Below are 20,046 nucleotides of genomic sequence, written 5' to 3' on the forward strand. Positions count from 1 at the left end.
ATTCATGGGGCAGATCAGCGTGGAGCCGAAAGACGTTGTCCAGCGGCTGCGAGACGGCATGGCCCACGGGGTGCTGTCCTTCCCGCTCACGTCCCTGCGAGGCGACGGCAGCCTGGACCTGGAGTCCTACCGGGCCTATCTGACCGCCCAGTTGGCCACGGCGCCGGGTGCGGTGTTCCCCGCCTGCGGAACCGGGGAGTTCTTCTCCCTGGACGAGGACGAGTACCGCGCGGTCGTCCAGGCGACGGTCGAGATCGCCGACGGCCGGCTCCCGGTGGTCGCGGGCATCGGCTACGGCTGGGCACAATCGCTGCGGTTCGCCCGCATCGCGGAAGAGGCAGGCGCGGACGCCCTGTTGGTCCTCCCCCACTACCTGGTCGGGGCCCCACAGGACGGTCTGGTGGAGCAGCTGCGCCGGATCGCCGCCGGCACGGGGCTGCCGCTCATCGCGTACCAGCGCGGCCAGGTCACCTTCACCGTGGAGAGCCTGCGCCGGATAGCCGAGATCTCCACCGTCATCGGCTTGAAGGACGGGCACAGCGACCTCGACCGACTCCAGCGCCTCACGCTCGCGGCACCCGACGGCTTCCTCTTCTTCAACGGCGCCGCCACCGCCGAGATCCAGGCGCGCGCCTACGCCACGGTGGGCGTCCCCGCTTACTCCTCGGCCGTCCACGCCTTCGCACCCGAGATCGCGAACGCCTTCTTCACCGCCCTGCGTGAGGGGGACGACGCAGGCATGAACAAGCTGCTGCGCGACTTCTACGTCCCCCTTGTCGAGCTGCGCGACCGGGTGCCTGGCTACGCCGTCTCGCTGGTCAAGGCAGCTGCCAGGCTGCGCGGCCTCCCCGTAGGTCCGGTCCGTGCCCCCCTCACCGACCCCTCTCCGGGCGACCTCGCCGACCTGGAGAAGGTCCTGGACGACGGTCTGAGTCTGGTCGGCGCGGTACGACGACCCGCCTGACGAACCTGACCGCCCTTCGCGCCCTGCAGGCGACCGCACGGCCCGGACGAGAGCCGGGGCCGTCGGCCACCGTCATCGGCTCCGACCGGGAGCCGCCCGCAACACGCACACCAGCAGTCGCCCGCGCCTCACGCCGTACGGCACATCCGGCGGGGTCTGCCGGCCACTTGGTCACAGTTCAAAGGGGAACTGAAATGCCACTAGTCGTAGTCGGGGTCAGCGTGGCAGTTCTGCTGCTCCTCATGACCCGGCTGAAACTGAACGGCTTCGCCGCCCTCCTGCTCGTGGCCGTCGGCGTCGCGCTGGTCCAGGGGATTCCCGCGGCAACCATCCCGGACGTCCTCTCGGCGGGCATCGGGGACCAGATCGGTGACACGATGCTGACCATCGGGCTCGGAGCCATGGTCGGCCGCGTCATGGGCGACTCCGGAGCCGCGCAGCGCATAGCGAACAAACTCCTGGACGCCTTCGGGCCGCGAGGAGTCCAGGTGGCCATGGTGGTCACCTCCATGCTCATCGGCGTGACCATGTTCTACGAGGTCGCCTTCATCATCATCGTGCCGATCGCCTTCACTCTGGTGCGGGTCACGGGGGCGAAACTGCTGTGGGTCGGGCTGCCCATGTCCATCGCCCTGTCCACCATGCACAGCTTCCTCCCCCCGCACCCCGGCCCCACGGCCGTCGCCGCGACCTTCCACGCGTCCGTCGGTCTCGCGCTGTTCTACGGCCTCTTCGTCGCGGTCCCGGTCGGTGCCTTCATCGCCCTGGCATGGCCGCGTCTTCCGTTCATCAGGCGGATGGACCCCGCCATCCCCAGCGGCTTGGTCAGCGACCGCGAATTCGGAGACGAGGAGATGCCGGGCCTGGGCTGGTCGCTGTTCGTGGCCCTCTTCCCGGTGGTGCTGATCGCCGGCGCGGCCGTCACGCACATGGTCACCCCCGATGAGAGCCCGTTCCTGCACACCGTCGCGTTCATCGGCTCGGCGCCGATCGCCCTGCTGCTGACCCTGCTGCTGGCGATCTGGGCGTTCGGGCCGCGGATCGGCCGCAGCCTGGCGGACGTCAGTGCCTCCTGCGGCTCCGCGGCCAAGGCGATGGCGATGATCCTCCTGGTGATCGGTGCCGGCGGCGCGTTCAAGAACGTCCTCGTGGAAGGCGGCATCTCCGACTACATCAAGACCGCCACGGACAGCTGGTCCATCTCGCCGGTCATCCTCGCCTGGCTCATCGCGGTCATCCTGCGCGTGGCGCTCGGCTCGGCGACGGTAGCGGTCGTCACGGCCTCCGGTGTGGTGCTGCCGCTCCTCTCCGGCAGCGGCGTCCAGCCCGAGATCATGGTGCTCGCCGTCTCCTGTGGATCCATCGCCTTCTCCCACGTCAACGACCCCGGGTTCTGGCTGTTCAAGGAGTACTTCAACCTCTCGGTCATCGAGGCGATCAAGGTCCGCACCACCTATACGACGGTGCTCGCGATCCTCGGTCTGGGCGGCGTCCTGGCCCTCGAAGGGGCCCTCAACGCCCTCAGCCTCTGAGGACACCCTCAGCCTCTGGACAGCCCGGTCACCAACCCCGGCCACCTCCCGATCAACACCTGATACTCCCCGCATACAAGGACGTTGATGAGCATGAGCAAGCAGCCGACCGTCACCGCGTTCTCCGTCTACCCGGTAGCCGGCCGGGACTGCATGGAGCTGAACCTCTCCGGCGCGCACGGCCCCTACTTCACCCGCAACGTCGTCGTCCTTCAGGACTCTGAGGGCCGTACGGGGCTAGGTGAAGTACCGGGCGGCGAGAAGATCACCCGGACCCTACGCGACGCCGAGTCGCTCGTCGTGGGCGCGAAGTTGGGCGACTACAAGCGTGTCCTGCAGGCGATCGGGGACCGGTTCGCCGACCGCGACGCCGGTGGACGCGGTGCGCAGACCTTCGACCTGCGGACCACCGTCCACGCCGTCACCGCCGTCGAGTCCGCACTGCTGGACCTCCTCGGCCAGCACCTCGACGTCCCCGTCGCGGCACTCCTGGGTGACGGGCAGCAGCGCGACTCCGTACGCGTCCTGGGCTACCTCTTCTACGTCGGCGATCCCGACCGCACCGACCTGGACTACTGCCGTGAGCCCGACTCCGCCACCGACTGGTACCGGATCCGGCACGAGGAGGCCCTCTCCCCCGAGGCGATCGTCCGTCAGGCCGAGGCAGCCTTCGACCTGTACGGCTTCCGGGACTTCAAGCTCAAGGGCGGCGTCCTGGAAGGCACCGAGGAGGTCGACGCCATCCGCGCCCTCAAGGACCGCTTCCCCCAGGCCCGCATCACCCTCGACCCGAACGGCGCATGGTCGCTGAGCGAGGCCATCGACCTGTGTGCGCCTCTGGTCGGCACTCTCGCCTACGCCGAGGACCCCTGCGGAGCCGAGGGCGGCTACTCCGGACGCGAGATCCTGGCCGAATTCCGGCGCGCCACCGGACTCCCCACGGCGACCAACATGATTGCTACGGACTGGCGGCAGCTGACCCATGCCCTGGCCCTGCAGTCGGTCTCCATCCCCTTGGCCGATCCGCACTTCTGGACCATGCAGGGCTCCGTACGCGTGGCCCAACTGTGCAATGCGATGGGCCTGACCTGGGGCTGCCACTCCAACAACCACTTCGACATCTCTCTCGCCATGGTGACCCACTGCGGAGCCGCAGCACCGGGCGCGTACAACGCCCTGGACACACACTGGATTTGGCAGGAGGGCCTGGAGCGGCTCACCACCGCACCGCCCCGCATCGTCAACGGCGAGATCGCCGTCCCCGACGCCCCCGGCCTGGGCGTGCAGATCGACATGGACCGCCTGCTCGCGGCCCACGAGCTCTACAGGGAAAAGGCGTTGGGTGCACGTGATGACGCGGCCGGGATGCGCTACCTCGTCCCCGGCTGGGAGTTCGACAGCAAGCGCCCCTGCCTGGTGCGGTAGTGCGATGCTCCTCCTGCGCTCCTGTGCTCCTGTGCTCTTGTGCTCTTGTGCTCTTGTGCGCCGGCGGGTGTTGCGGGGCTTCCAGGACGTCCGAGCCGGGTCCTGAAGATTTCTGGAAATTCACATCTGAACCACCACTTCCGAGGCTGCTCCTTTCCGTCGCCGGGGGCACCACGTCCTTGAAACCAGCTCTCCGCCCTCGACCGGCGACGCAGCCTCTTCACGATCCGGCCTCGCCGGCAAGCCCGTCGTTCGAAACCGAGGGCGCGGGAGGCGGCGATTGCCACACCGCCAGCGCGTCACCCTTGGTGATAGACCTTTTGACCGGCAATAGTGCGGAACATGAGTGAAAGCCGGGGAATCTGGGAGCGCCGGAAAGCCATCAATTACGAGAGGGGCCTCTGGGAGCTCAGGGAAGTCCTCTGTTCGCGCATCAGCGAACTTGAGGCGCTTCTGCGTACCGAGACGGAGTCGGAGCAAGGGCGCGCGCCCTCGGACGCGCAGACGCTGGCGGTGCAGGCGTTCAAGGAATTGGAGGAAGCAAGGAAGGCCCTCCGCCATGACCACCCCCGGCGTCTGCCTTCAGCTCACCTGGCGGTCGCCCAGACCCACTTCGACGTGGCGCACAGCCTCATGCTGCGGCTGTCGCCTCTGGAGAAGGTCAGTGCCATGATGCCGGGCTCCGTGGCGTACATCCGCGAGCATCTGCCCGTGAGCGACGAACGAAGGGTGCAGGTCGAGCAGATCGCCCTGTCCATTCGAGCCGGCGGCGTACTCGATGACGCGCAACGCGAAGTGCTCGTCGACGCGATGAGCGTCGCCCGCCAAGCACAACTCAGAGAGAATCTTCGGGTCCGCAGCTTCGCCCGGATCGTGTACGGACTCGCCGCCGTTCTCACGATCGTCGTCATTCTGGTCGGCATCTTCGGCGCGGTGTCACCGGAAACAGTTCCGTTGTGCTTCCAGCCCACCGGAATCGGAGTCGTCTGCCCCACAGCTAGTGAATCCTCCGAACAGATCCAGAATTCGCGACTGGATGTCGATGAACTCTACGCAATGGTGGCGTCTCCGTGGGACTACCCCGTCGTCGAGTTCATCGGCTTGGTGGCTGCCGCCGTCGCCGCGGCAGCCTCGCTGCGACGGATCAGAGGCACCTCCACGCCCTACAACGTGCCGGTGGCGCTGGCATTGCTCAAACTGCCGACGGGCGCACTGACCGCCCTGCTCGGGCTCCTGCTGATGCGCGGAGAGTTCGTCCCGGGGCTGCAATCCCTCGACTCCTCCGCCCAGATCATTGCTTGGGCGGTGATTTTCGGTTACGCACAGCAGCTCTTCACCAGGTTCGTCGACAATCAGGCCCAGACGGTGCTGAACTCCGTAGGCGGACCGAACGCCACCCCGAGCAAGCAGGCGCGCGACCCACAAGTCCCTGCAGCATGACGGATCACGACGAGTGGGGTTGACGGATCACGACGAGTCGGCCTTGGTCACGAATATCTCGAAACCAAGCCCGACTTCGCCGATCGTCGTCTCTGATTTCGCCATCAACATTTCACGTGCGTATGATGTAGTCAGCACCTGGGGCCTCGCCTGCATAACCCTTGAAACGGGCGTAAAATACCCTGAACAGATGAAGCAACTCCCCGGCCCATTACCGACTTCGAAGAAGATGCGGGGGCTTGGGGAGAGTTCTACCGTAAATATATGAGCACAAAAGAGAAGGCAACACAGGACACCTACTACGTAGTGAAGAGTGGCGATACTCTTGGTGCCATCGCACAGCATTACGGCACCACCGTGAAACAGCTTCAGGTCTGGAACAACATCCGAGACGTGAATGTCATCCAGATCGGACAGCGGCTCCTCGTCAAGAGGACGCAACAGCCGGATCCGGGACCCCAGGGCCCGACTCCCGGTTGTGAGCCCTTCCCCGGTAAGGCATTCTTCGCAAGCATGCCGAACGACCCCATCATCGGCAGGATGGCCGACCGCCTGATCGAAGAGGGGTGCTCCAGCTACACCGGGGACCCCGGCACCTGGTGGAGCGACGCACACCGACAGTCGTACTCCAAGTGGCAGCGGAAGCTGGGCTTCAGCGGAGCGGATGCAGACGGCATGCCGGGACAGGTGTCCTGGAACCGGCTCCGCGTTCCGATAGCCGACTGAGCGTCGACCGACAGAGATACCCGCCGACGGCCGTGCGAATCAACTCGCCACGGCGGTCGTCAGCTTCACCGTGAATTGCCGGTTGACCATGAATCCCCGGTCGACCGGCGCGACGATGAAGACCCCACCGACGCTGTATTCGGGCGCCGCCCGTTGAGCCGTATGCGAGTTCCATGTCATACGGGCGGGGGCGCCCCTGCCGCGCGGTCAGCTGCGTCGCTATCGCGGTGAGTCGCCGGACGAGTGGGCCGGGAGCGGGCTGAGGCCGGCGGTTCGGCACATCGAAGCCATCGTGTCCTGGTAGTTGGGCGACATGGTCCGATGCAGCCACACCCACGTATCGCTCGAGAGGTCCGCAAGGTCCGCAAGGTCCGCACGATCCAGGGGATCGGCGGTGCCGGCTGCACGGTGATCCGCGGGGGGCCGCGACGAACCGGTCGACGGAGAGTGAGAAGGCCAGACCAGTCGGCGCACCGGCCGCAGGTGGGCCGACAGGGTTACGTGACCGGGCGGCGGCGAGGGTCCCGGCAGAAAATGTGCCCTGGCCGCGTGCGTGGACGTACGGTGCCTTCATGAGCAACAACGGGGCTGAGCAGCGCGAAGAGCGACAGCGCGGGCATGTGCTGCTGATAGCCGGAGACCAGGCAATGCACCGCCGACGGCCCCAGGTCCTCCCCAGCCAGAACCTCACCGCCCTGACCGTCCTCCCCACCCCGGTGCTGCTCGGCAGTGACGTCCCGGCAGACGCCACCCACCTCGACGGAGTCCGCGACCAGAACAGCACGTTGCAGCGATTGCGCGTAGCCGCCTCGACACCCGGCCCCTTGCTGGTCTACCTGTCGGGACGCCTGACCACGGACCGCAAGGCGCATCAGCTCCACCTCGCCCTGGCCGGCACCACCGCGGCGAACGTCCGCTACACCGCCCTGCCGTGGCAGTGGCTGCGCAACGAGCTGCGCCTGCGCCCGCCGGGCACCTCGACGCTGTTGGTGGACCTCGCTGCCGACAAGGGCGCCTGGGAACAACTGCAGGCTGACATCGACGGCTTCACCGCCGGCTTCACGCTGTACGGGGTGGTCTGCCCACCCGGCTTCCCCGGGGCCGGCGCGGATGGGGTGAGTGACTACACCCGGGGCGTGATCGATGTACTGAGGCGATCCGCCGACCGGCCCACGCACGACCGGTTGCACGCCGAGGCGGTCGCCGCGGCGAGCTTCCCGCCCGGAACCCTCGTACTGCCCATGACGCCTGCGCTGTCCCCGACCCCCGCCGCGTACGAGGACGCTCCGGCGCGGCTACTGACACCCGCGCAGGAGCCGATGGAGACAGACAATCCGCCGGTCGGCCCGGATCCGGTCCCCGATCGGCAGGTCCCGCAGCCTTCTCCCCCGGCGGCGCCCCCGTACGCCGCTTCGGTGCCGCTCCCACCACCGCCTGCCCCCGAGGTTCCGCCGACACCCGCACACCAGCGGCCCGACGGTGCCCAATCTCCGGTACGGGCGCCCCATCCCGGACCGGGACTCATTCCGCCGCCGCCCACGATTCCGGTTCCTCAGCAGGCATCCGCCCCCCTCACTCCCCCTGTGCCCGCGCATTTTCGGGAGGCTCGATGGTCGGCCGATGTGCAGCATCCCGACGCACCGCCGGCGCCCGCCGAACAGCGACCCTCACCACCGCAGCCCCCCATGCCCCGACCGGCACCTGCCCTCGCGCCACCGGTCGCGGCGCCCCAGGAACCCCCGGCCCAGCAACTGCCGCCACCCACCCAGCCGGACCCCCGACCGCTCATCTGGCAGGCGGCCCAGGCCGGACGGCACTCCCAAGCCGCCGAGATGGCAGAAGCCTGGGAGCAACAGGCCCTGCAGAGGTACGGCTTCAACTCGCCGGAGGCGACGCAGTGGGCGGAGATCAGGGCGGATCTCGCTCGCATCGCAGGTAGCTGGGCGCAGGCCACGCAGCTGTGGGTTGCCGCCGCACACACGCGGCTCGGCCATCAGTCCGCGGAAGCCCCCGAGGTCCTCAACACGGCGAAGGGCGCGCATTACTGCTGGCTGCAGATCGAGGACTCCGACGAAGCGCTGGAAAACGGCCCGGAGCTACTCAACTTGCTTCGGCAGCTGCCCCAGCTGGACCCCCGGCACCTCTCAACTGCTCAGCAGCGAATGAAAACCCTGCAGTCCGAAGGGGTTGGCTGGGGCGGGCGCTGAGCGAGCATGAATCCGCCATTCCCCCACCTGCGGCCGCGTGTGAGGGCCACTGCCCCTCACGGTGAAAAAGGCCGTCTGCTAGCCCGCCTGCGCAGGCACCAGCCGCAGTTGAACTTCCTGCTCCTGATCTCCGGAAGTCGAACCGACGTCCTCCACGGTGAATACCGATGCCAGACCTGCGCGCAGGCGGTCGACAGCCCAGTAGCCGCCCTGGAAGGTGGCACTCACCGGCCCGGTCAGCCGACGGGGCTCTGCGGGGGCCGGGGATTGCGAGACGTCAACGGTCGCGGCCCACACGGTCGGCCCCGTCCCCGCCGAGCCGCGCGGTGCATCGTCGGTCGCCCGGTCGGAGCTGAAAACCGTGTTGAGTGCGCTGAAGACCGTATGGGCGTCCTCGGCTGCGCAGCCGGTGACCTCCACCTGAACCCGGGCCGCACCCTGATTTGTCTGTGCCGCCTCTTCCGCGTCCGACATTGTGGGCCTTCCTCTCCGAGTCGTGCTTGCAGCTGCGCAACCCGGCCTTTCGATGGACCGGGGAACGCAACGCGTTGTGGTGTGTGAGCTGCCTGGCGACGCAACCGCCACCCGGCACATGGGACCGCGTACCCGATCACCTCCCGCCTACAACCACGCCGGCGCGCCGAACATGGGCGGTCATCGTGACGCGCGCGAAGTGGCGCCTCCGCTCTCTCCTCCGCCGGTTCCGACGCCGGGTAAGGGAATCCCCCGGACAGCTCGGGCGGCTCCGGGCGCGCCGCTGGGCCGTCAGCGCCGGCGGTAGACGCTCTACGGGCGGCCCGTACGCTCACCCGACAGGACGGCCGCACCCTGGACCGGCGGGTACTGATGAGCGGATGCTCCCAGCGCGGCCGGCGACCGTCCGTAAGGCTCTGCCGCAGGTGGTGCGACAGTTCGACCGCGCGACCGCGCTCGCTTACCGTGGACGCGGGGTGACACGGCCCACCTGGTCGGGACGCCCGGATGGGGCCGCGGGTGCGACCGCCCAGACCGCGGGGTGCGACCGCCCGGGAAGGCCCTCGCCAACCGTCCGACGTATAACGGAAGCCCAACCCTGGAACCCTGGAGACGACCACGCAGGAATAAATCAGTCCGCCCGATTCGCTACGTTTGTATGGAGGATCGGACGAACCCTGCCGGCCCCACGGCCGCCCAACGCCGGGCCGCGAGTGAGCTGATCAGCGAGTCCCGGGCCGCCACCGCGCGGTTGATCGAGTCGTTGTCGCGCACGTGGGACGGCGTCGTGGAGGCATCGGCGCTGACCGCGAACGACGACGAGCACGACCCGGAAGGCGCCACGGTCGCCTTCGAACGAGCCCAGCTGAGAGACATGCTCAAGCAGGCCCGTAGCGACCTCGACGATCTCGACCGGGCCGCACAACGCGTCCAGACCGGCGACTACTGGGTCTGCGAAAGCTGCGGAGGACCGATCCCCGCGGCCAGGCTCACCGCGCGCCCGACGGCGAGGACGTGCATCGCCTGCGCGCGCACACGAAAGTGACTGCGCGCGGCAGCCGAGGCCGCCGCGCGCCAGGGCTCAGGCCGCTGTCCGCTCCACGGGGATCCACAATTGCGCTTCCGCCTGGGCCCCGTCCGCCGTCAACCGGGTGCGCAGGATTTCCGGTCCCGGCCGGCTCCGGTAAGGGTTGGACGGGAACCACTGCGTGAATACGTCCCGCCACAGGTACTGGAGCGCCTGCGGAAACGGCCCGGAACTCTCGAAGACGGCCCACATCCCTGCCGGGACGGTGAGCGACTCCATGTCCTCCGGTACCGCAGCGCGGGTCACCACCCCGTGGTAGTAATCGAGTTCGGTTCCTTCGGCGCGGCTCTCGTCCAGCTGGTCACTCACCGAGACGATGCCTTCCGGCTCCTGGTCGGACAGGCTCTCGATGCGCTCCAGCGTCTCTTGACCGAGGCCCCTGATGAAGGTGGCGATGGCCGGATTCACCCCCTCGTGCACGAGGGGCACCCGCGCCTTCCTGCCGACCACACGGAATTCGTCCTTTTCCTCAACCCGGTATCGCATACTGCTACTCCCTTCGACGGTGAGACGGAAGGTCAACCGCGGCTGGGACTGCAGACTCCCACCGGACCGTCTGGCCTCGCCGGGACCGACGCCGTGCATGAGGCGGAACGCACGCGCGAACCCTTCCCCCGAGGCGTAGCCGTACCGCACCGCGACCTCCAGCAACGTCCGGTTGCCCGCGAGTACTTCCGCCCCTGCGACGGTGAGTCGCCTTCGCCGGATGTACTCCGACAGCGGTATCCCCGCCAGCGCGGAGAACAGCCGCCGGAAGTGGTACTCCGACGTCACCGCAATCGCCGCCAGGTCGGCCACCTCGATCCGCTGATCAAGGTGGCACTCGATGTGTTCCATGGCTTGGTTCAGCCGCTCCAGCACCGTGGCCTCCTTCCCTTTCGCTCTTTCACGTTAAGGAGGGACCCCCTTACCGGACCCGACATCTTGTGCCCGGTCCGGTCGGGTACGCATGTGCCCGGTCCGGTCGGGTGCGGCAGGTCGCCGAAGGCCCGCACCGTTCACACCCTGGGCTCGCCGTAACACTGCGTCTGTGCCCGCGATCACGACACTTCGGATGCGCCTTACTCGTCATGCCGCGTGCATCGGCATCCACATCTCCTCCATCAGCGAGGTGTATTCCTCGGTGTGGCGGACGCGGAAGACGGATACTTCAAGCCCGGTGATGCGCCCACGGCCACAGTGGTCGAGGACCACCGCTCCGAGCATCTCCCAGTTGGTGAGGTGTGGTTTTCCGCCCAGGGCGAGGTCATCGCGATCTTCCTCGGTCAGATCGGCCAGGTCGATACCGAAGGCGTTCAGGATGGCGTGAGGGTCGCCGTCGACGTGCCACGGGGTTTCGTAAGCAGGCGACCCGGACGCGAAGAGCATCGAACCGTCGGGGAGACAGATCACGTCCTCCGTGTGCGTCTCGCCGAAGTCGGGCGAAGCAGACCCTACGACGAGAGCACCCGGGTAACGCTCGTGGAGGCCACTGACCTCGTCCAGGACCGGAGTTCCACAGTCGTACGCGGCGAGGGCCGGATCGGATATGCGGGTCATGCCGCCCCAGCACCCGATCGTGATCAGATCCAGGTCCGCGCGCGTGTCCGCAAACAGGGTCTCGGACGCCGGCATGGGAGGAAGTTCTTCCAGTACCGCGGCAACCGTCGGGAAAGCCTCCGCGAACGCGCGTGCCCGCCCTCGATCGTGCGGCGGCGACACGGCGGTGCTCTCGGGCAGAGGCGGGTCCAGGAGAGTGATGGTGTATTCGCCGGAATGCGAACTGCGGACGGCCGTGTCGGGCGGGTGGTTCCAGAACGAGGTCTCGATCACGAAGGCCACCATAGCTGCGGCCTCTGACAATGGCGTGCTTCCTGTTTCTTGACGAGGCGTCACCATGAACGGAGTCTCAGCAACGGGCGCCGGCGGGGAAACTCACGCCCAATCGTCCGTCCAGTCTTGGCCGGGCTTACGCACCATGAATACGTCCACGGGGTTCTCGGTCTCGACCGTGAACCCGTGCCGCTCGTAAAGCCGTCGGGCCGGACTGCCCTGCAGCACGTTCAACCTGACGAGGACACCGTTGCGGTCACACCGCTCCAGCAGCCGGCGCAGTACGCCCGAACCGATGCCACTGCCCTGAAGGTGCGGGGCGAGGTAGAAGTGCTCCAGCCACTGGGCGTCCTCGGCCCGGTCGCAGCGCCACGCAGCCTGCGAACACACCACCCACCTCGATCACCCAGGTGTGCACCGGGTCGAATCCGTCCCGCAGCCGCTGCCGCACCCGTTGCTCGTCGTACCGCCCGAGCCCCTCCAGATCCGCACGCAGCACCACGGCACGCAACTCGGCCACGGTCTCGACGTCCGACACCGACGCCGGGCGTATATCCCAGTCCACCATGATCGCCACGCTACCGCGCCGGGGTTTTCGGTTTCAGGTCCGCCGACTTCCGGAATCATGCCGTGATCATTTGTCAGAGGGGGCCTATAGCCTGAGCGGATGGATGAACTCGACGGAGTGGAGATCATCGCCTTCGCGGACGCCGAGGCGTTCGAGAGCTGGCTGGCAGAGCATTACACGCGCCACGAAGGCGTGTGGATCAAGATGGCCAAGAAGAGATCCGGCATTCCGACGGTCAGCGATGACGAGGTGGTCGACATCGGGCTGTGCTACGGCTGGATCTCCGGGCAGCGGCGTTCTCTCGATGAGCAGTACTACCTGCAGAAGTATGTGCCGCGTCGGCCCAAGAGCCTGTGGTCACAGGTGAATGTCGACAAGGTGGCCATGCTGGACGCCGCTGGACGGATGCGCGAACCGGGGCTCGCCGAAGTACGCCGGGCGCAGGAGGACGGGCGATGGGCGCGGGCCTACGAGTCGCAGAAGAAGGCGACGGTGCCGCCCGACCTCGCCGCGGCGCTCGAAGCGCGCCCTGAGGCCAAGAAAGCGTTCGAGGCACTCGACAAGACCGGCCGCTACCAGGTCATCCTGCAACTGCTTCAGGCGCATACACCCGAGAGCAGGCAGGCGAGGCTCGAAAGGGCACTGCAGACGCTGACGAAACAATGAGGGACCGAGGCAGTGCTCCGAGGTCCCGACGGCGCCCTCTTCGTCCTCGCGACTCTGATGACGTATGCGCACCCCCACCCGCGATGGCGCAGGCACTCACCATCGAGCCATGCCCGGTTCCGAGCCGATCGCGGACTGCGTCAATTCACTCGGCGGCTCCGTACCGGCGGACGCACCGCCGCTCTATGGGTGATTAGGGCCAACAGGATCTCGTACCGGCTGCGCACCGGGATGCCATGGCGGGATCGGCCCGCACGTTTCGGTCCGTGGAAGACCGTGTACGAGCGACACAGACGCTGGTCGGCGGACGGCACGTGGGACATGATCTTCCCGGCTGTCCTGGCTGACGCCGACGCGGAAGGTCGGATCGACTGGTCGATGGTGAGCGTCGAGTCGACTACTTTCCGGGCCCACCAGCACGCCGCCGGGGCCCGCAGGAGCGTGCCCCGGCTGCCGGGAAAGACGCACGCCCCGGCAGCACCGACCCGACGAGGGACTCGGACGCTCCCGGGGCGGCCTGAGCTGCAAGATCCATATCGTCGGTGAGGGCGGGCGTCGCCCGCTGGCCCTGCTGGTCGCCCCGGGCCAGTGGGGCGATGCCCCGCAGCTCATCCCGGTCATGGAACGCATCCGCGTCGGCCGGCCGGGCGGCGGACACCCGCGCACCCGGCCCGACCACCTCGGCGGCGACAAGGCGTACTCGTCCCGCCGCAACCGTCGCTACCTGAGACGACGCCCAGAAGCACACCATCCCCGAGCCGCAGAATCAGCGGGCCAACCGGCAAGCCCGTGGCAGCAAGGGCGGCCGGCCCGTCGGGCTTCGACACGAGGATCTACAAGCGCAGGAACGAATTGGAGCGGACAATCGACGCCCTGAAGAACTTCCGGGCTGTGGCCACGAGGTTCGACAAACGCGCCTACATCTTCCACAGCACCGTCATCGTCGCCTCGATCCGACTCTGGCTCCGCTCGTGTTCCGCGACTGGCTAGACGTCCGAGCCGGTAGCCGACGGTGGTACCTCGACGACGAAGAACAGGAAGCAGGTCTTGGTCGAAAGGTCATGGAAGCCGTCGGGGAACAGTTCACGGGCGGCCGGGTCGGGCTGCGGCTCGCTGATGACGGAAAGGCGGAAGCCGGCGGTGGTGAAGGCATCGGTCATCGCGTGCAATGGCTTGCGCCAGAACCTCATCGGGACGGACTGCCCGTTGAACGTCCAGTCGAAGGTATAGCTGGTGGTCGCGAAGTAGTCGGGCCGAGGATCCTGGATCGTGTAGGCCACGAAAGGGTGGTCCACCGACGCGATCAGCCGGCCGCCGGGCCTGAGCACTCGCCGCAACTCGGCCAGCGTCGGCCCCCAGTCCTCCAGGTAGTGCAGCACCAGCGACGCCACCACGTCGTCGAACGCACCGTCATCGAACGGCAGGCGGTCGCTCAGGTCGACCACGTGCAGGGCCACGTCGTCACCGAGCCGCTGCCTGGCCAGCGCCAGCATCCCGGCGCTGGCGTCGATGCCGGTGACGACCGCACCGCGGTCGCGTAGTGCAGCGGACAGGGGGCCCGAGCCGCAGCCGGCGTCCAGGATCCGGCGGCCGGCCACGTCTCCGGCGAGGGCTAACATCGCGGGCCGCGCGTAGTACGCGTTCACGAGGTTGTTCTCGGTTTCCGCCGAGTACGCCTCGGCGAAGCTGTCGTAGTCATTCACCCCGGCCGGATCTGCGGACTGGGCGAGGCTCTCGGGCACATCGGTTACTCGGTCCATCGTCGCAGCCTAGAAGTCAAATGATCCGCCGGACAGGCCCTGGTCTCCTTCTGCAGGGCTGTCAGATTCATGGGTAAAGATTCAGGAGCGATGACGCAGATTCCGGAGTGTGGCCTGTGCGGTGGAACCGTTGCGCCCGACGGCCACTGCTGGGACTGCGGTGCAGCGCAGCCGGCGTTCCGGTCGCATGTGGAGATCACGGCAGACGGCGGAGCGGCGGGCGTCAGCGACCGCGGTACGCAGCGCGGCATCAACGCCGACGCCATGGCCTTGGTCATCGCCGGCGGGTGGACGATCGGTGTCGTCTGCGACGGCGTTTCCCTGTCGCCCCGATCGGAGCGAGCAGCCCAAGTGGCCGCAGAAGTCGGTGTGGCATCCGCGGCGGCGCAGCTGAGGGCAGGTGTTCTGCCGGAGACGGCTATGAGCCGAGCCGCCGTTGCCGCGGCACACGCTGTCGCGGCCTTGGCATCGTCGCCGGACGCCGCACCGGCCTGCACGTTTGTTGCGGGCATCGCCGGCCCGGAGGGCGTCTGGAGCGCTTGGATCGGGGACAGCCGGGCGTACTGGCTTCCGGACGAGGGGCCCGGGATGGCGCTGACCGAGGACGATACGGGCGAGCATGAAGCTCTCGCCGCGTGGTTGGGAGCCGATGCCGACGAGCCGGCACCGCAGGTGCGCAGCTACCGGCCCGCCACGGCGGGCCGCCTCCTGCTGTGCACCGACGGGCTGTGGCGTTGCATGCCGGAGGCCGAGCGACTGCGCGCCCAGCTCTCCCGTCATCGCCCCTCGCCATCGGCCGGTAGCGGGCTCCTGCCCGAGGCGCGGGCGCTGGTTACGTATGCCCTCGATGCCGATGGGCAGGACAACGTCACCGCGGTGCTCATCCCCGTCACAAAGATGCCCGTGTGAGCGGACCCGGCTCCAGTGCCGTTTCGCCCCGTCGCCGATGGCCGGCAGACTCAAGAGGGCGGCAACCACCGAGGTAGTTCGCACGCCCGTCGCCATCGGCCTCGAAGGGCCTCGGAGAGATGACGCAGAATGCATTCCCTTCAGGATCGGCCGTGCCTGCGGCGAAATAGGTGCAGCGGCGGCGGGTGTGCCGTAGTACTCCTGGAGGGTCTCTAAGACATGTCGTTCTCACCTGGAGTCGTCGATGGCTGTTCGTCGTGTCATGCCCGTCATCCCGTCAGAGGCCGCACAGGAAAGCCGCGAGTTCTACGGGCTGCTGGGGTTCGAGGAGGTCATGAACCACGGCTGGATCATGACGCTGGCTTCCCCGTCCGCTCCAGCGGCGCAAATCAGCTTCATGACCAGCGACAAAACCGCACCGGTCGCCCCCGACATGAGTATCGAGGTGGACGACGTGGACGCGGCCTACGCGGTCGTGCGGGACAGCGGAGCGGAGATCGTTCACCCCCTGCAGGACGAGGAGTGGGGGGTGCGGCGGTTCTTCGTCCGCGACCCCAACGGCCGGGTGGTCAACGTGCTGAGCCACCGCTGACATCGCTCCCGCTCGGCCGCGAGGGTGCCGTTCACGGCCACTCTTGTAGGACTGCGTCGAGCACCGTCGCCTCGTAGGGGATCGCCAGTTGTCGCAGGCGTGGCGCCGGCTCGGGGAAGCGATGGAGGCCGTTGAGCCCGCGCTCGCCCGCGTGACGCTCCTCCGGCTGAACGCGTGCCGCTGGTCGCGGGGTCAGCGCTGTCGTGCGCGGTACAGATCGCGGATCAAGGCGATCTCGGCTCCGTGGTGCAGGACCTCCTGGTTGACCCACCACACGATGTCGATGAACGGGTCCTCCGGGTCACTGCCGTGCGGGTAGGTGCAGTATCCGACGGTGTCGAGCGCGGCGTCGTCGATGCTCAACAGCGCCTTCCGCCAGGCCGTGGCGCCGGCGTCGAAGGCCGCGACCGCACCTGCCACGTCCCCGCTGATGGGGTAGTCGTCCCGGGTGAGGCTGCGTCCGCCGGCCGTGTGATCGGCCCGGAGGGAAAGCATCTCGCTGAGGTGGCTCAGACGCCACGCGATGGTGGTGAAGGGCGGCGGCCAGGGGTGCGGGTAGGAGGCCGCATCGCGGCCCCAGTCACCGGCGCCGGCCAGGAGGGTCGCGCGCGGGCCCGGTCCGTCCGCACGTCGGCGAACCGACCAGCAGTCCGGCACCGGCTCCCAGAGGAACTCCTCATCGGTCATGGGGCAGACCGCGGTTTCCGAACCGTCGCCGCTGTCCATCACCGGACCCGTCATGCGGCCGGCCAGGCGCTCACACGCGAAGTCGAACTGCTCGAGCAATGGGTCCAGGCGAGGCGCTGTCACTGACACTCCCATAGCGAGCCGGTAGGCGTTGGGCGGAGGACGAACTGAGGACGAAGCGAGGATTCGCCAGCGTGGCACAACCGGCAGCAACCGGCCTCTCTTTTACAGCCGCCGGCCCCTTCCTTTACCGATGAGTCCTCGCCGCGATGTGGCTGGGCACCTGCTGGTCCGCTCAAACCCGATCTGCTCCTGAGGGGCGGCCCGCCGACATCGGGCCGAAGCAGCAGTCCAGGCGACGCCAAATGCCACAACGGCCCCACTTCCGCCTGCGTATCGTGAGGCTCGCGACGACCTTGTGGTCGCTTCGGACAGAGAGGCCCCCACGTGCAACCCCAACCCCTCACCGTCGACTCGACGGTCCCCTCGATGGTTGATGTCCCCGGTGGCGTCGTGGATCTCCGCGACGACCGGCGCGGCACCCGCTGGCAAGCGGAAATCGCTCCTTTCCTGCTCGGGCGGTACCCCGTGACGACGGATCTCCACCGCGCCGTCACAGGGGTGGACCTCGATCCCTCCGGGAGCGGAGCTTCGCCCGTGACGAACATCAGCTGGCTCGACGCGATCGACGTATGCAATCGCATATCGGCCGTCTCCGGACTGAACCAGGTGTACTCCCGCGACCCGCAGAGCGGGGAGGTGACCTGTGACCGGTCGTCCGACGGCTACCGCCTGCCGACCGAGGCGGAGTGGCAGTACGCCTGCAAGGCCGGGACCAGCGGGTACCGGTACGGAGAGATCGACGACATCGCCTGGTACGCGGAAAACTCCGATGGCCGGGTCCACGAGGTCGGCGGCAAGGCACCGAATCCGTGGGGGCTGCACGACATGCTGGGCAATGTCTGGGAGTGGTGCTGGGATCTCTACGACGAGGAGGTCTACGGGTCCTACCGCATCTTCCGCGGCGGGGGCTGGGCTGAGTCGGCGCGCGGCTGCGGTGCCTCGGTACGTCGCCGCAGTCACCCCTCGTTCGCCATCGACGATCTCGGCTTCCGACTCGCGCGAACCGTGGCATGAGGGCCGGTTGCTCGCAGGGAACTGCCGTCGTCCGGGAGAGGTTCCGGGAGGAGTTGGGGTTTCGCATCGACCCGTGTCGCAATCTTGTACAGAGACCTTGTTCCCCATCAGATGACCGAGAGGGCGGGTGGTCGCATGGTGGCGCAGACGCCGGCTGAGCGGGCTCTGGCTCGCTCGTACACCACCGGTGACGGCCGGATCAGCTTCCGCATCTCGGATCTGTTGGTCGAGCATCACCCCAACCGCAGCCTCACGCTGACCTACTGGCTCACCGTGGTGCGTCCGGATCACCAGGACGAGCGCTGGGAGTTCACTCTGCCCTGGGAGGACAAGTCCTTTGCGGATATCTTCACTTCCCCCTCCCCTGATCCAGATCGGCTTGGTGGGCTTGTGCACCTCGTCCACGCCTTGTTGGAAGAGTGGTGGTACACCAAAGGGCGGGAGCGGCAGTCGGCGAAGATGGGGCGCCGACTGCTGTGATTTGTGGGCCAGTTGACTGCCCTGCCCTGCTCTCCTGTACGACCTGCACGACCTGCCCGGAGCCCAGCCCCCCGACCATCCCGGGGCCTGCCCTACCGCGTACCAAGGGACACCAATGACAGAGCCCGGGAACGGCTCGGCCCCGGCCTTTGAGGTCCGCACCGGCGATGAAGAGGCGCCTGGTGCCCCGTCTCCGCAGCGAGCTGCCACGGTCAAGGCTGCCTTCGACGCGCTGCTGAACATCCGGACATTGATGAACGTGGAGGCCGCCGAGCCTCTCGCCACGCCCGCCGAATGGGAGCGGCGCCAGCCGGTGCGCGCCATCGCACTGTGCCTGGAGGCCGCCGGAATTCCGCCTTCGGCAGTGGGCGCCGACGGGCAGCGGGTCACCACCGGCTACCGCGTCGCGTCGACCGGGCCACCTGCGGTGGCGCGAGTCGAATGGCTCGGCCCTCCAGGGAGCGGCGCCGCTCACCAGGAACAGGAAGAACTGCGACGCTGCAGCTCTGTGCTGCGGCCGCTGGGGTGGCAGGCGCTGGAGTACCGGGGCCCACGTCGCCACTGGTATCTCGAAGTCGAGCCCCGGTAGCAGGAGCCGTCGGCCAGTTCGGGCGTGTCCGCCGGCCAGGGGCTGTCCGGGCGATCTCCGTGGAGTGTGTTCCCCCGATGCCGAGAGAGGGGCGGTCACCCTGCCAAAATGAAGTTGTAGGTGCACCTGTGGTCCGCTTGGGTCGGTGATCGTGACTCTCTTGGACACCCTCATACGCCCCGACCGCTATCCGCGCTCGTCCCGCTATGACCCGGCCTGGCTGCTCTCGCTGGACATGGGGCCCCACCCGTTGTGGCTGCTGGAGGACCTCGCGCAGAACCTTGATCTGCGCCCGGGCATGAAGGTGCTCGACCTCGGCTCCGGCAAGGGGGCGACGTCGGTCTTCCTGGCCCGCGAGTACGGAGTGCAGGTCGTCGCCTCCGACTGGTGGATCGGTGCCGACGAAGCATCAGCCGTCTTCGCCGAGGCCGGCGTCAGCGACCGGGTGGCGGCTGTGCACGCGGAGGCACATGCCCTGCCGTTCGAGCAGAACACCTTCGACGCCATCGTGAGCATCGATGCCTTCGAGTACTTCGGCACCGCGGACGGCTACCTGCCCTATCTGGCCCAATTCCTGCGCCCTGGCGGGCAGCTGGGCATCGCCACGCCCGGGATGACCCGCGAGGTCCGCGAGCTGGGTGCGATCCCTCCCCACATCAAGGAACTGGTCGGATGGGAAGCGATCGCCTGGCACACGGCGGAGTGGTGGCGCTTCCAATGGGAGATCACCGACCTGGTGACGGTCACGTCCGCACGACTGCAACAGGACGGCTGGCGGGACTGGCTGCTCTGGGCCGAAGCATGCGCCGACTACCGGCCGGACGGCCGGACATCGAACCAACCGGTGATCGACATGCTCACCACGGACGGCGGAGAGTTCCTCAGCTTCGCCCTGATCACCGCGCGCAAGAACTGAAGGACCTCGCGCGAGGCGGACGGCATGGCAAGCCGCTGATTCGAGGCGCAGGAGAGCAAATCCGCTACCGCCGGC

The 20,046-nt window shown here is 67.8% G+C and carries 19 protein-coding genes and 2 pseudogenes; 15 read left to right on the top strand and 6 right to left on the bottom strand.

Translation table 11 applies throughout. The annotated features are described in order from the left end of the window. Positions 1–4 precede the first annotated feature (4 nt). From ACH4FH_RS12965 to ACH4FH_RS12990, 6 genes are all read left to right on the top strand, one after another. Entirely contained in the window at positions 5–964 is a 960-nt protein-coding gene (locus tag ACH4FH_RS12965; RefSeq protein ID WP_398555849.1) for a 5-dehydro-4-deoxyglucarate dehydratase, read from the top strand. Between the two features lie 194 nt (positions 965–1,158). Then, positions 1,159–2,496, top strand: coding sequence for a gluconate:H+ symporter (locus ACH4FH_RS12970; RefSeq protein ID WP_398555850.1), 1,338 nt, complete (start codon positions 1,159–1,161; stop codon positions 2,494–2,496). Between the two features lie 87 nt (positions 2,497–2,583). Next, positions 2,584–3,921 carry an enolase C-terminal domain-like protein gene (locus ACH4FH_RS12975; protein ID WP_398555851.1) on the top strand — a complete coding sequence of 446 codons (1,338 nt, stop codon included), beginning with the start codon at positions 2,584–2,586 and terminating at the stop codon, positions 3,919–3,921. Between the two features lie 342 nt (positions 3,922–4,263). After that, positions 4,264–5,361, top strand: coding sequence for a hypothetical protein (locus tag ACH4FH_RS12980; RefSeq protein WP_398555852.1), 1,098 nt, complete (start codon positions 4,264–4,266; stop codon positions 5,359–5,361). Positions 5,362–5,625: 264 nt separating this feature from the next. Continuing rightward, positions 5,626–6,087, top strand: coding sequence for a peptidoglycan-binding protein (locus tag ACH4FH_RS12985; RefSeq protein WP_398555853.1), 462 nt, complete (start codon positions 5,626–5,628; stop codon positions 6,085–6,087). 572 nt (positions 6,088–6,659) lie between these two features. Next, positions 6,660–8,294 carry a hypothetical protein gene (locus ACH4FH_RS12990; RefSeq protein ID WP_398555854.1) on the top strand — a complete coding sequence of 545 codons (1,635 nt, stop codon included), beginning with the start codon at positions 6,660–6,662 and terminating at the stop codon, positions 8,292–8,294. 78 nt (positions 8,295–8,372) lie between these two features. Here the strand turns inward: ACH4FH_RS12990 and ACH4FH_RS12995 are convergent, their stop codons facing one another. Then, complete coding sequence (locus ACH4FH_RS12995) at positions 8,373–8,768, bottom strand: hypothetical protein (RefSeq protein ID WP_398555855.1); 396 nt, start codon at positions 8,766–8,768, stop codon at positions 8,373–8,375. A 658-nt stretch (positions 8,769–9,426) separates the two neighbouring features. On the opposite strand from ACH4FH_RS12995, the gene ACH4FH_RS13000 reads away from it, so the two are divergent. Then, entirely contained in the window at positions 9,427–9,813 is a 387-nt protein-coding gene (locus tag ACH4FH_RS13000) for a TraR/DksA family transcriptional regulator (protein WP_398555856.1), read from the top strand. 36 nt (positions 9,814–9,849) lie between these two features. Here ACH4FH_RS13000 and ACH4FH_RS13005 read toward each other — a convergent pair whose 3' ends face one another. The 3 genes and pseudogenes from ACH4FH_RS13005 to ACH4FH_RS13015 form a co-directional block, all read right to left on the bottom strand. Beyond that, positions 9,850–10,716: a GyrI-like domain-containing protein gene (locus ACH4FH_RS13005; RefSeq protein WP_398555857.1), complete on the bottom strand. Its 867-nt coding sequence runs from the start codon at positions 10,714–10,716 to the stop codon at positions 9,850–9,852. 207 nt (positions 10,717–10,923) lie between these two features. Beyond that, positions 10,924–11,733 carry a DUF6333 family protein gene (locus ACH4FH_RS13010; RefSeq protein ID WP_398555858.1) on the bottom strand — a complete coding sequence of 270 codons (810 nt, stop codon included), beginning with the start codon at positions 11,731–11,733 and terminating at the stop codon, positions 10,924–10,926. Positions 11,734–11,769: 36 nt separating this feature from the next. Further along, positions 11,770–12,235, bottom strand: a pseudogene (locus ACH4FH_RS13015) (GNAT family N-acetyltransferase). A 99-nt stretch (positions 12,236–12,334) separates the two neighbouring features. On the opposite strand from ACH4FH_RS13015, the gene ACH4FH_RS13020 reads away from it, so the two are divergent. Then, positions 12,335–12,901 carry a YdeI family protein gene (locus tag ACH4FH_RS13020; RefSeq protein ID WP_398555859.1) on the top strand — a complete coding sequence of 189 codons (567 nt, stop codon included), beginning with the start codon at positions 12,335–12,337 and terminating at the stop codon, positions 12,899–12,901. A 201-nt stretch (positions 12,902–13,102) separates the two neighbouring features. Further along, positions 13,103–13,891, top strand: a pseudogene (locus ACH4FH_RS13025) (IS5 family transposase); the annotation flags it as partial. Here ACH4FH_RS13025 and ACH4FH_RS13030 read toward each other — a convergent pair. Continuing rightward, positions 13,888–14,661, bottom strand: a complete 774-nt coding sequence (locus ACH4FH_RS13030; protein ID WP_398555860.1) for a class I SAM-dependent methyltransferase — start codon at positions 14,659–14,661, stop codon at positions 13,888–13,890. The pseudogene ACH4FH_RS13025 and the gene ACH4FH_RS13030 sit on opposite strands and share 4 nt — an antisense overlap. A gap of 90 nt (positions 14,662–14,751) precedes the next feature. Here ACH4FH_RS13030 and ACH4FH_RS13035 point away from each other — a divergent pair, with 90 nt between their 5' ends. Together ACH4FH_RS13035 and ACH4FH_RS13040 are read left to right on the top strand one after the other, a co-directional pair. After that, complete coding sequence (locus ACH4FH_RS13035) at positions 14,752–15,570, top strand: PP2C family protein-serine/threonine phosphatase (RefSeq protein WP_398555861.1); 819 nt, start codon at positions 14,752–14,754, stop codon at positions 15,568–15,570. A gap of 244 nt (positions 15,571–15,814) precedes the next feature. Further along, entirely contained in the window at positions 15,815–16,162 is a 348-nt protein-coding gene (locus ACH4FH_RS13040) for a VOC family protein (RefSeq protein ID WP_398555862.1), read from the top strand. Positions 16,163–16,354: 192 nt separating this feature from the next. Here the strand turns inward: ACH4FH_RS13040 and ACH4FH_RS13045 are convergent, their stop codons facing one another. Next, positions 16,355–16,984 (bottom strand): DinB family protein, encoded by a 630-nt coding sequence (locus tag ACH4FH_RS13045; RefSeq protein WP_398555863.1) that lies wholly within the window; start codon positions 16,982–16,984, stop codon positions 16,355–16,357. Between the two features lie 354 nt (positions 16,985–17,338). On the opposite strand from ACH4FH_RS13045, the gene ACH4FH_RS13050 reads away from it, so the two are divergent. The 4 genes from ACH4FH_RS13050 (at position 17,339) to ACH4FH_RS13065 (ending at position 19,971) form a co-directional block, all read left to right on the top strand. Beyond that, a complete protein-coding gene (locus ACH4FH_RS13050; RefSeq protein ID WP_398556070.1) occupies positions 17,339–17,986 on the top strand; it encodes a formylglycine-generating enzyme family protein in 648 nt (215 codons plus the stop codon). Positions 17,987–18,121: 135 nt separating this feature from the next. Beyond that, positions 18,122–18,466: a hypothetical protein gene (locus ACH4FH_RS13055; RefSeq protein WP_398555864.1), complete on the top strand. Its 345-nt coding sequence runs from the start codon at positions 18,122–18,124 to the stop codon at positions 18,464–18,466. 115 nt (positions 18,467–18,581) lie between these two features. Further along, on the top strand, positions 18,582–19,055 hold the full coding sequence (locus ACH4FH_RS13060; RefSeq protein WP_398555865.1) for a hypothetical protein: 474 nt from the start codon (positions 18,582–18,584) through the stop codon (positions 19,053–19,055). A gap of 151 nt (positions 19,056–19,206) precedes the next feature. Next, complete coding sequence (locus ACH4FH_RS13065) at positions 19,207–19,971, top strand: SAM-dependent methyltransferase (protein ID WP_398556071.1); 765 nt, start codon at positions 19,207–19,209, stop codon at positions 19,969–19,971. The last annotated feature ends 75 nt before the right edge of the window (positions 19,972–20,046 follow it).

The organism is Streptomyces sp. NPDC017993 (assembly GCF_044328065.1).
Taxonomy (GTDB): domain Bacteria; phylum Actinomycetota; class Actinomycetes; order Streptomycetales; family Streptomycetaceae; genus Streptomyces.

Coding starts and splice junctions, on each gene's coding strand:
- ACH4FH_RS12965 (WP_398555849.1), top strand. CDS start 5: ATGGGGCAGATCAGCGTGGAGCCGAAAGACGTTGTCCAGCGGCTGCGA.
- ACH4FH_RS12970 (WP_398555850.1), top strand. CDS start 1,159: ATGCCACTAGTCGTAGTCGGGGTCAGCGTGGCAGTTCTGCTGCTCCTC.
- ACH4FH_RS12975 (WP_398555851.1), top strand. CDS start 2,584: ATGAGCATGAGCAAGCAGCCGACCGTCACCGCGTTCTCCGTCTACCCG.
- ACH4FH_RS12980 (WP_398555852.1), top strand. CDS start 4,264: ATGAGTGAAAGCCGGGGAATCTGGGAGCGCCGGAAAGCCATCAATTAC.
- ACH4FH_RS12985 (WP_398555853.1), top strand. CDS start 5,626: ATGAGCACAAAAGAGAAGGCAACACAGGACACCTACTACGTAGTGAAG.
- ACH4FH_RS12990 (WP_398555854.1), top strand. CDS start 6,660: ATGAGCAACAACGGGGCTGAGCAGCGCGAAGAGCGACAGCGCGGGCAT.
- ACH4FH_RS12995 (WP_398555855.1), bottom strand. CDS start 8,768: ATGTCGGACGCGGAAGAGGCGGCACAGACAAATCAGGGTGCGGCCCGG.
- ACH4FH_RS13000 (WP_398555856.1), top strand. CDS start 9,427: ATGGAGGATCGGACGAACCCTGCCGGCCCCACGGCCGCCCAACGCCGG.
- ACH4FH_RS13010 (WP_398555858.1), bottom strand. CDS start 11,733: ATGGTGACGCCTCGTCAAGAAACAGGAAGCACGCCATTGTCAGAGGCC.
- ACH4FH_RS13020 (WP_398555859.1), top strand. CDS start 12,335: ATGGATGAACTCGACGGAGTGGAGATCATCGCCTTCGCGGACGCCGAG.
- ACH4FH_RS13030 (WP_398555860.1), bottom strand. CDS start 14,661: ATGGACCGAGTAACCGATGTGCCCGAGAGCCTCGCCCAGTCCGCAGAT.
- ACH4FH_RS13035 (WP_398555861.1), top strand. CDS start 14,752: ATGACGCAGATTCCGGAGTGTGGCCTGTGCGGTGGAACCGTTGCGCCC.
- ACH4FH_RS13040 (WP_398555862.1), top strand. CDS start 15,815: ATGGCTGTTCGTCGTGTCATGCCCGTCATCCCGTCAGAGGCCGCACAG.
- ACH4FH_RS13045 (WP_398555863.1), bottom strand. CDS start 16,984: ATGGGAGTGTCAGTGACAGCGCCTCGCCTGGACCCATTGCTCGAGCAG.
- ACH4FH_RS13050 (WP_398556070.1), top strand. CDS start 17,339: ATGGTTGATGTCCCCGGTGGCGTCGTGGATCTCCGCGACGACCGGCGC.
- ACH4FH_RS13055 (WP_398555864.1), top strand. CDS start 18,122: ATGGTGGCGCAGACGCCGGCTGAGCGGGCTCTGGCTCGCTCGTACACC.
- ACH4FH_RS13060 (WP_398555865.1), top strand. CDS start 18,582: ATGACAGAGCCCGGGAACGGCTCGGCCCCGGCCTTTGAGGTCCGCACC.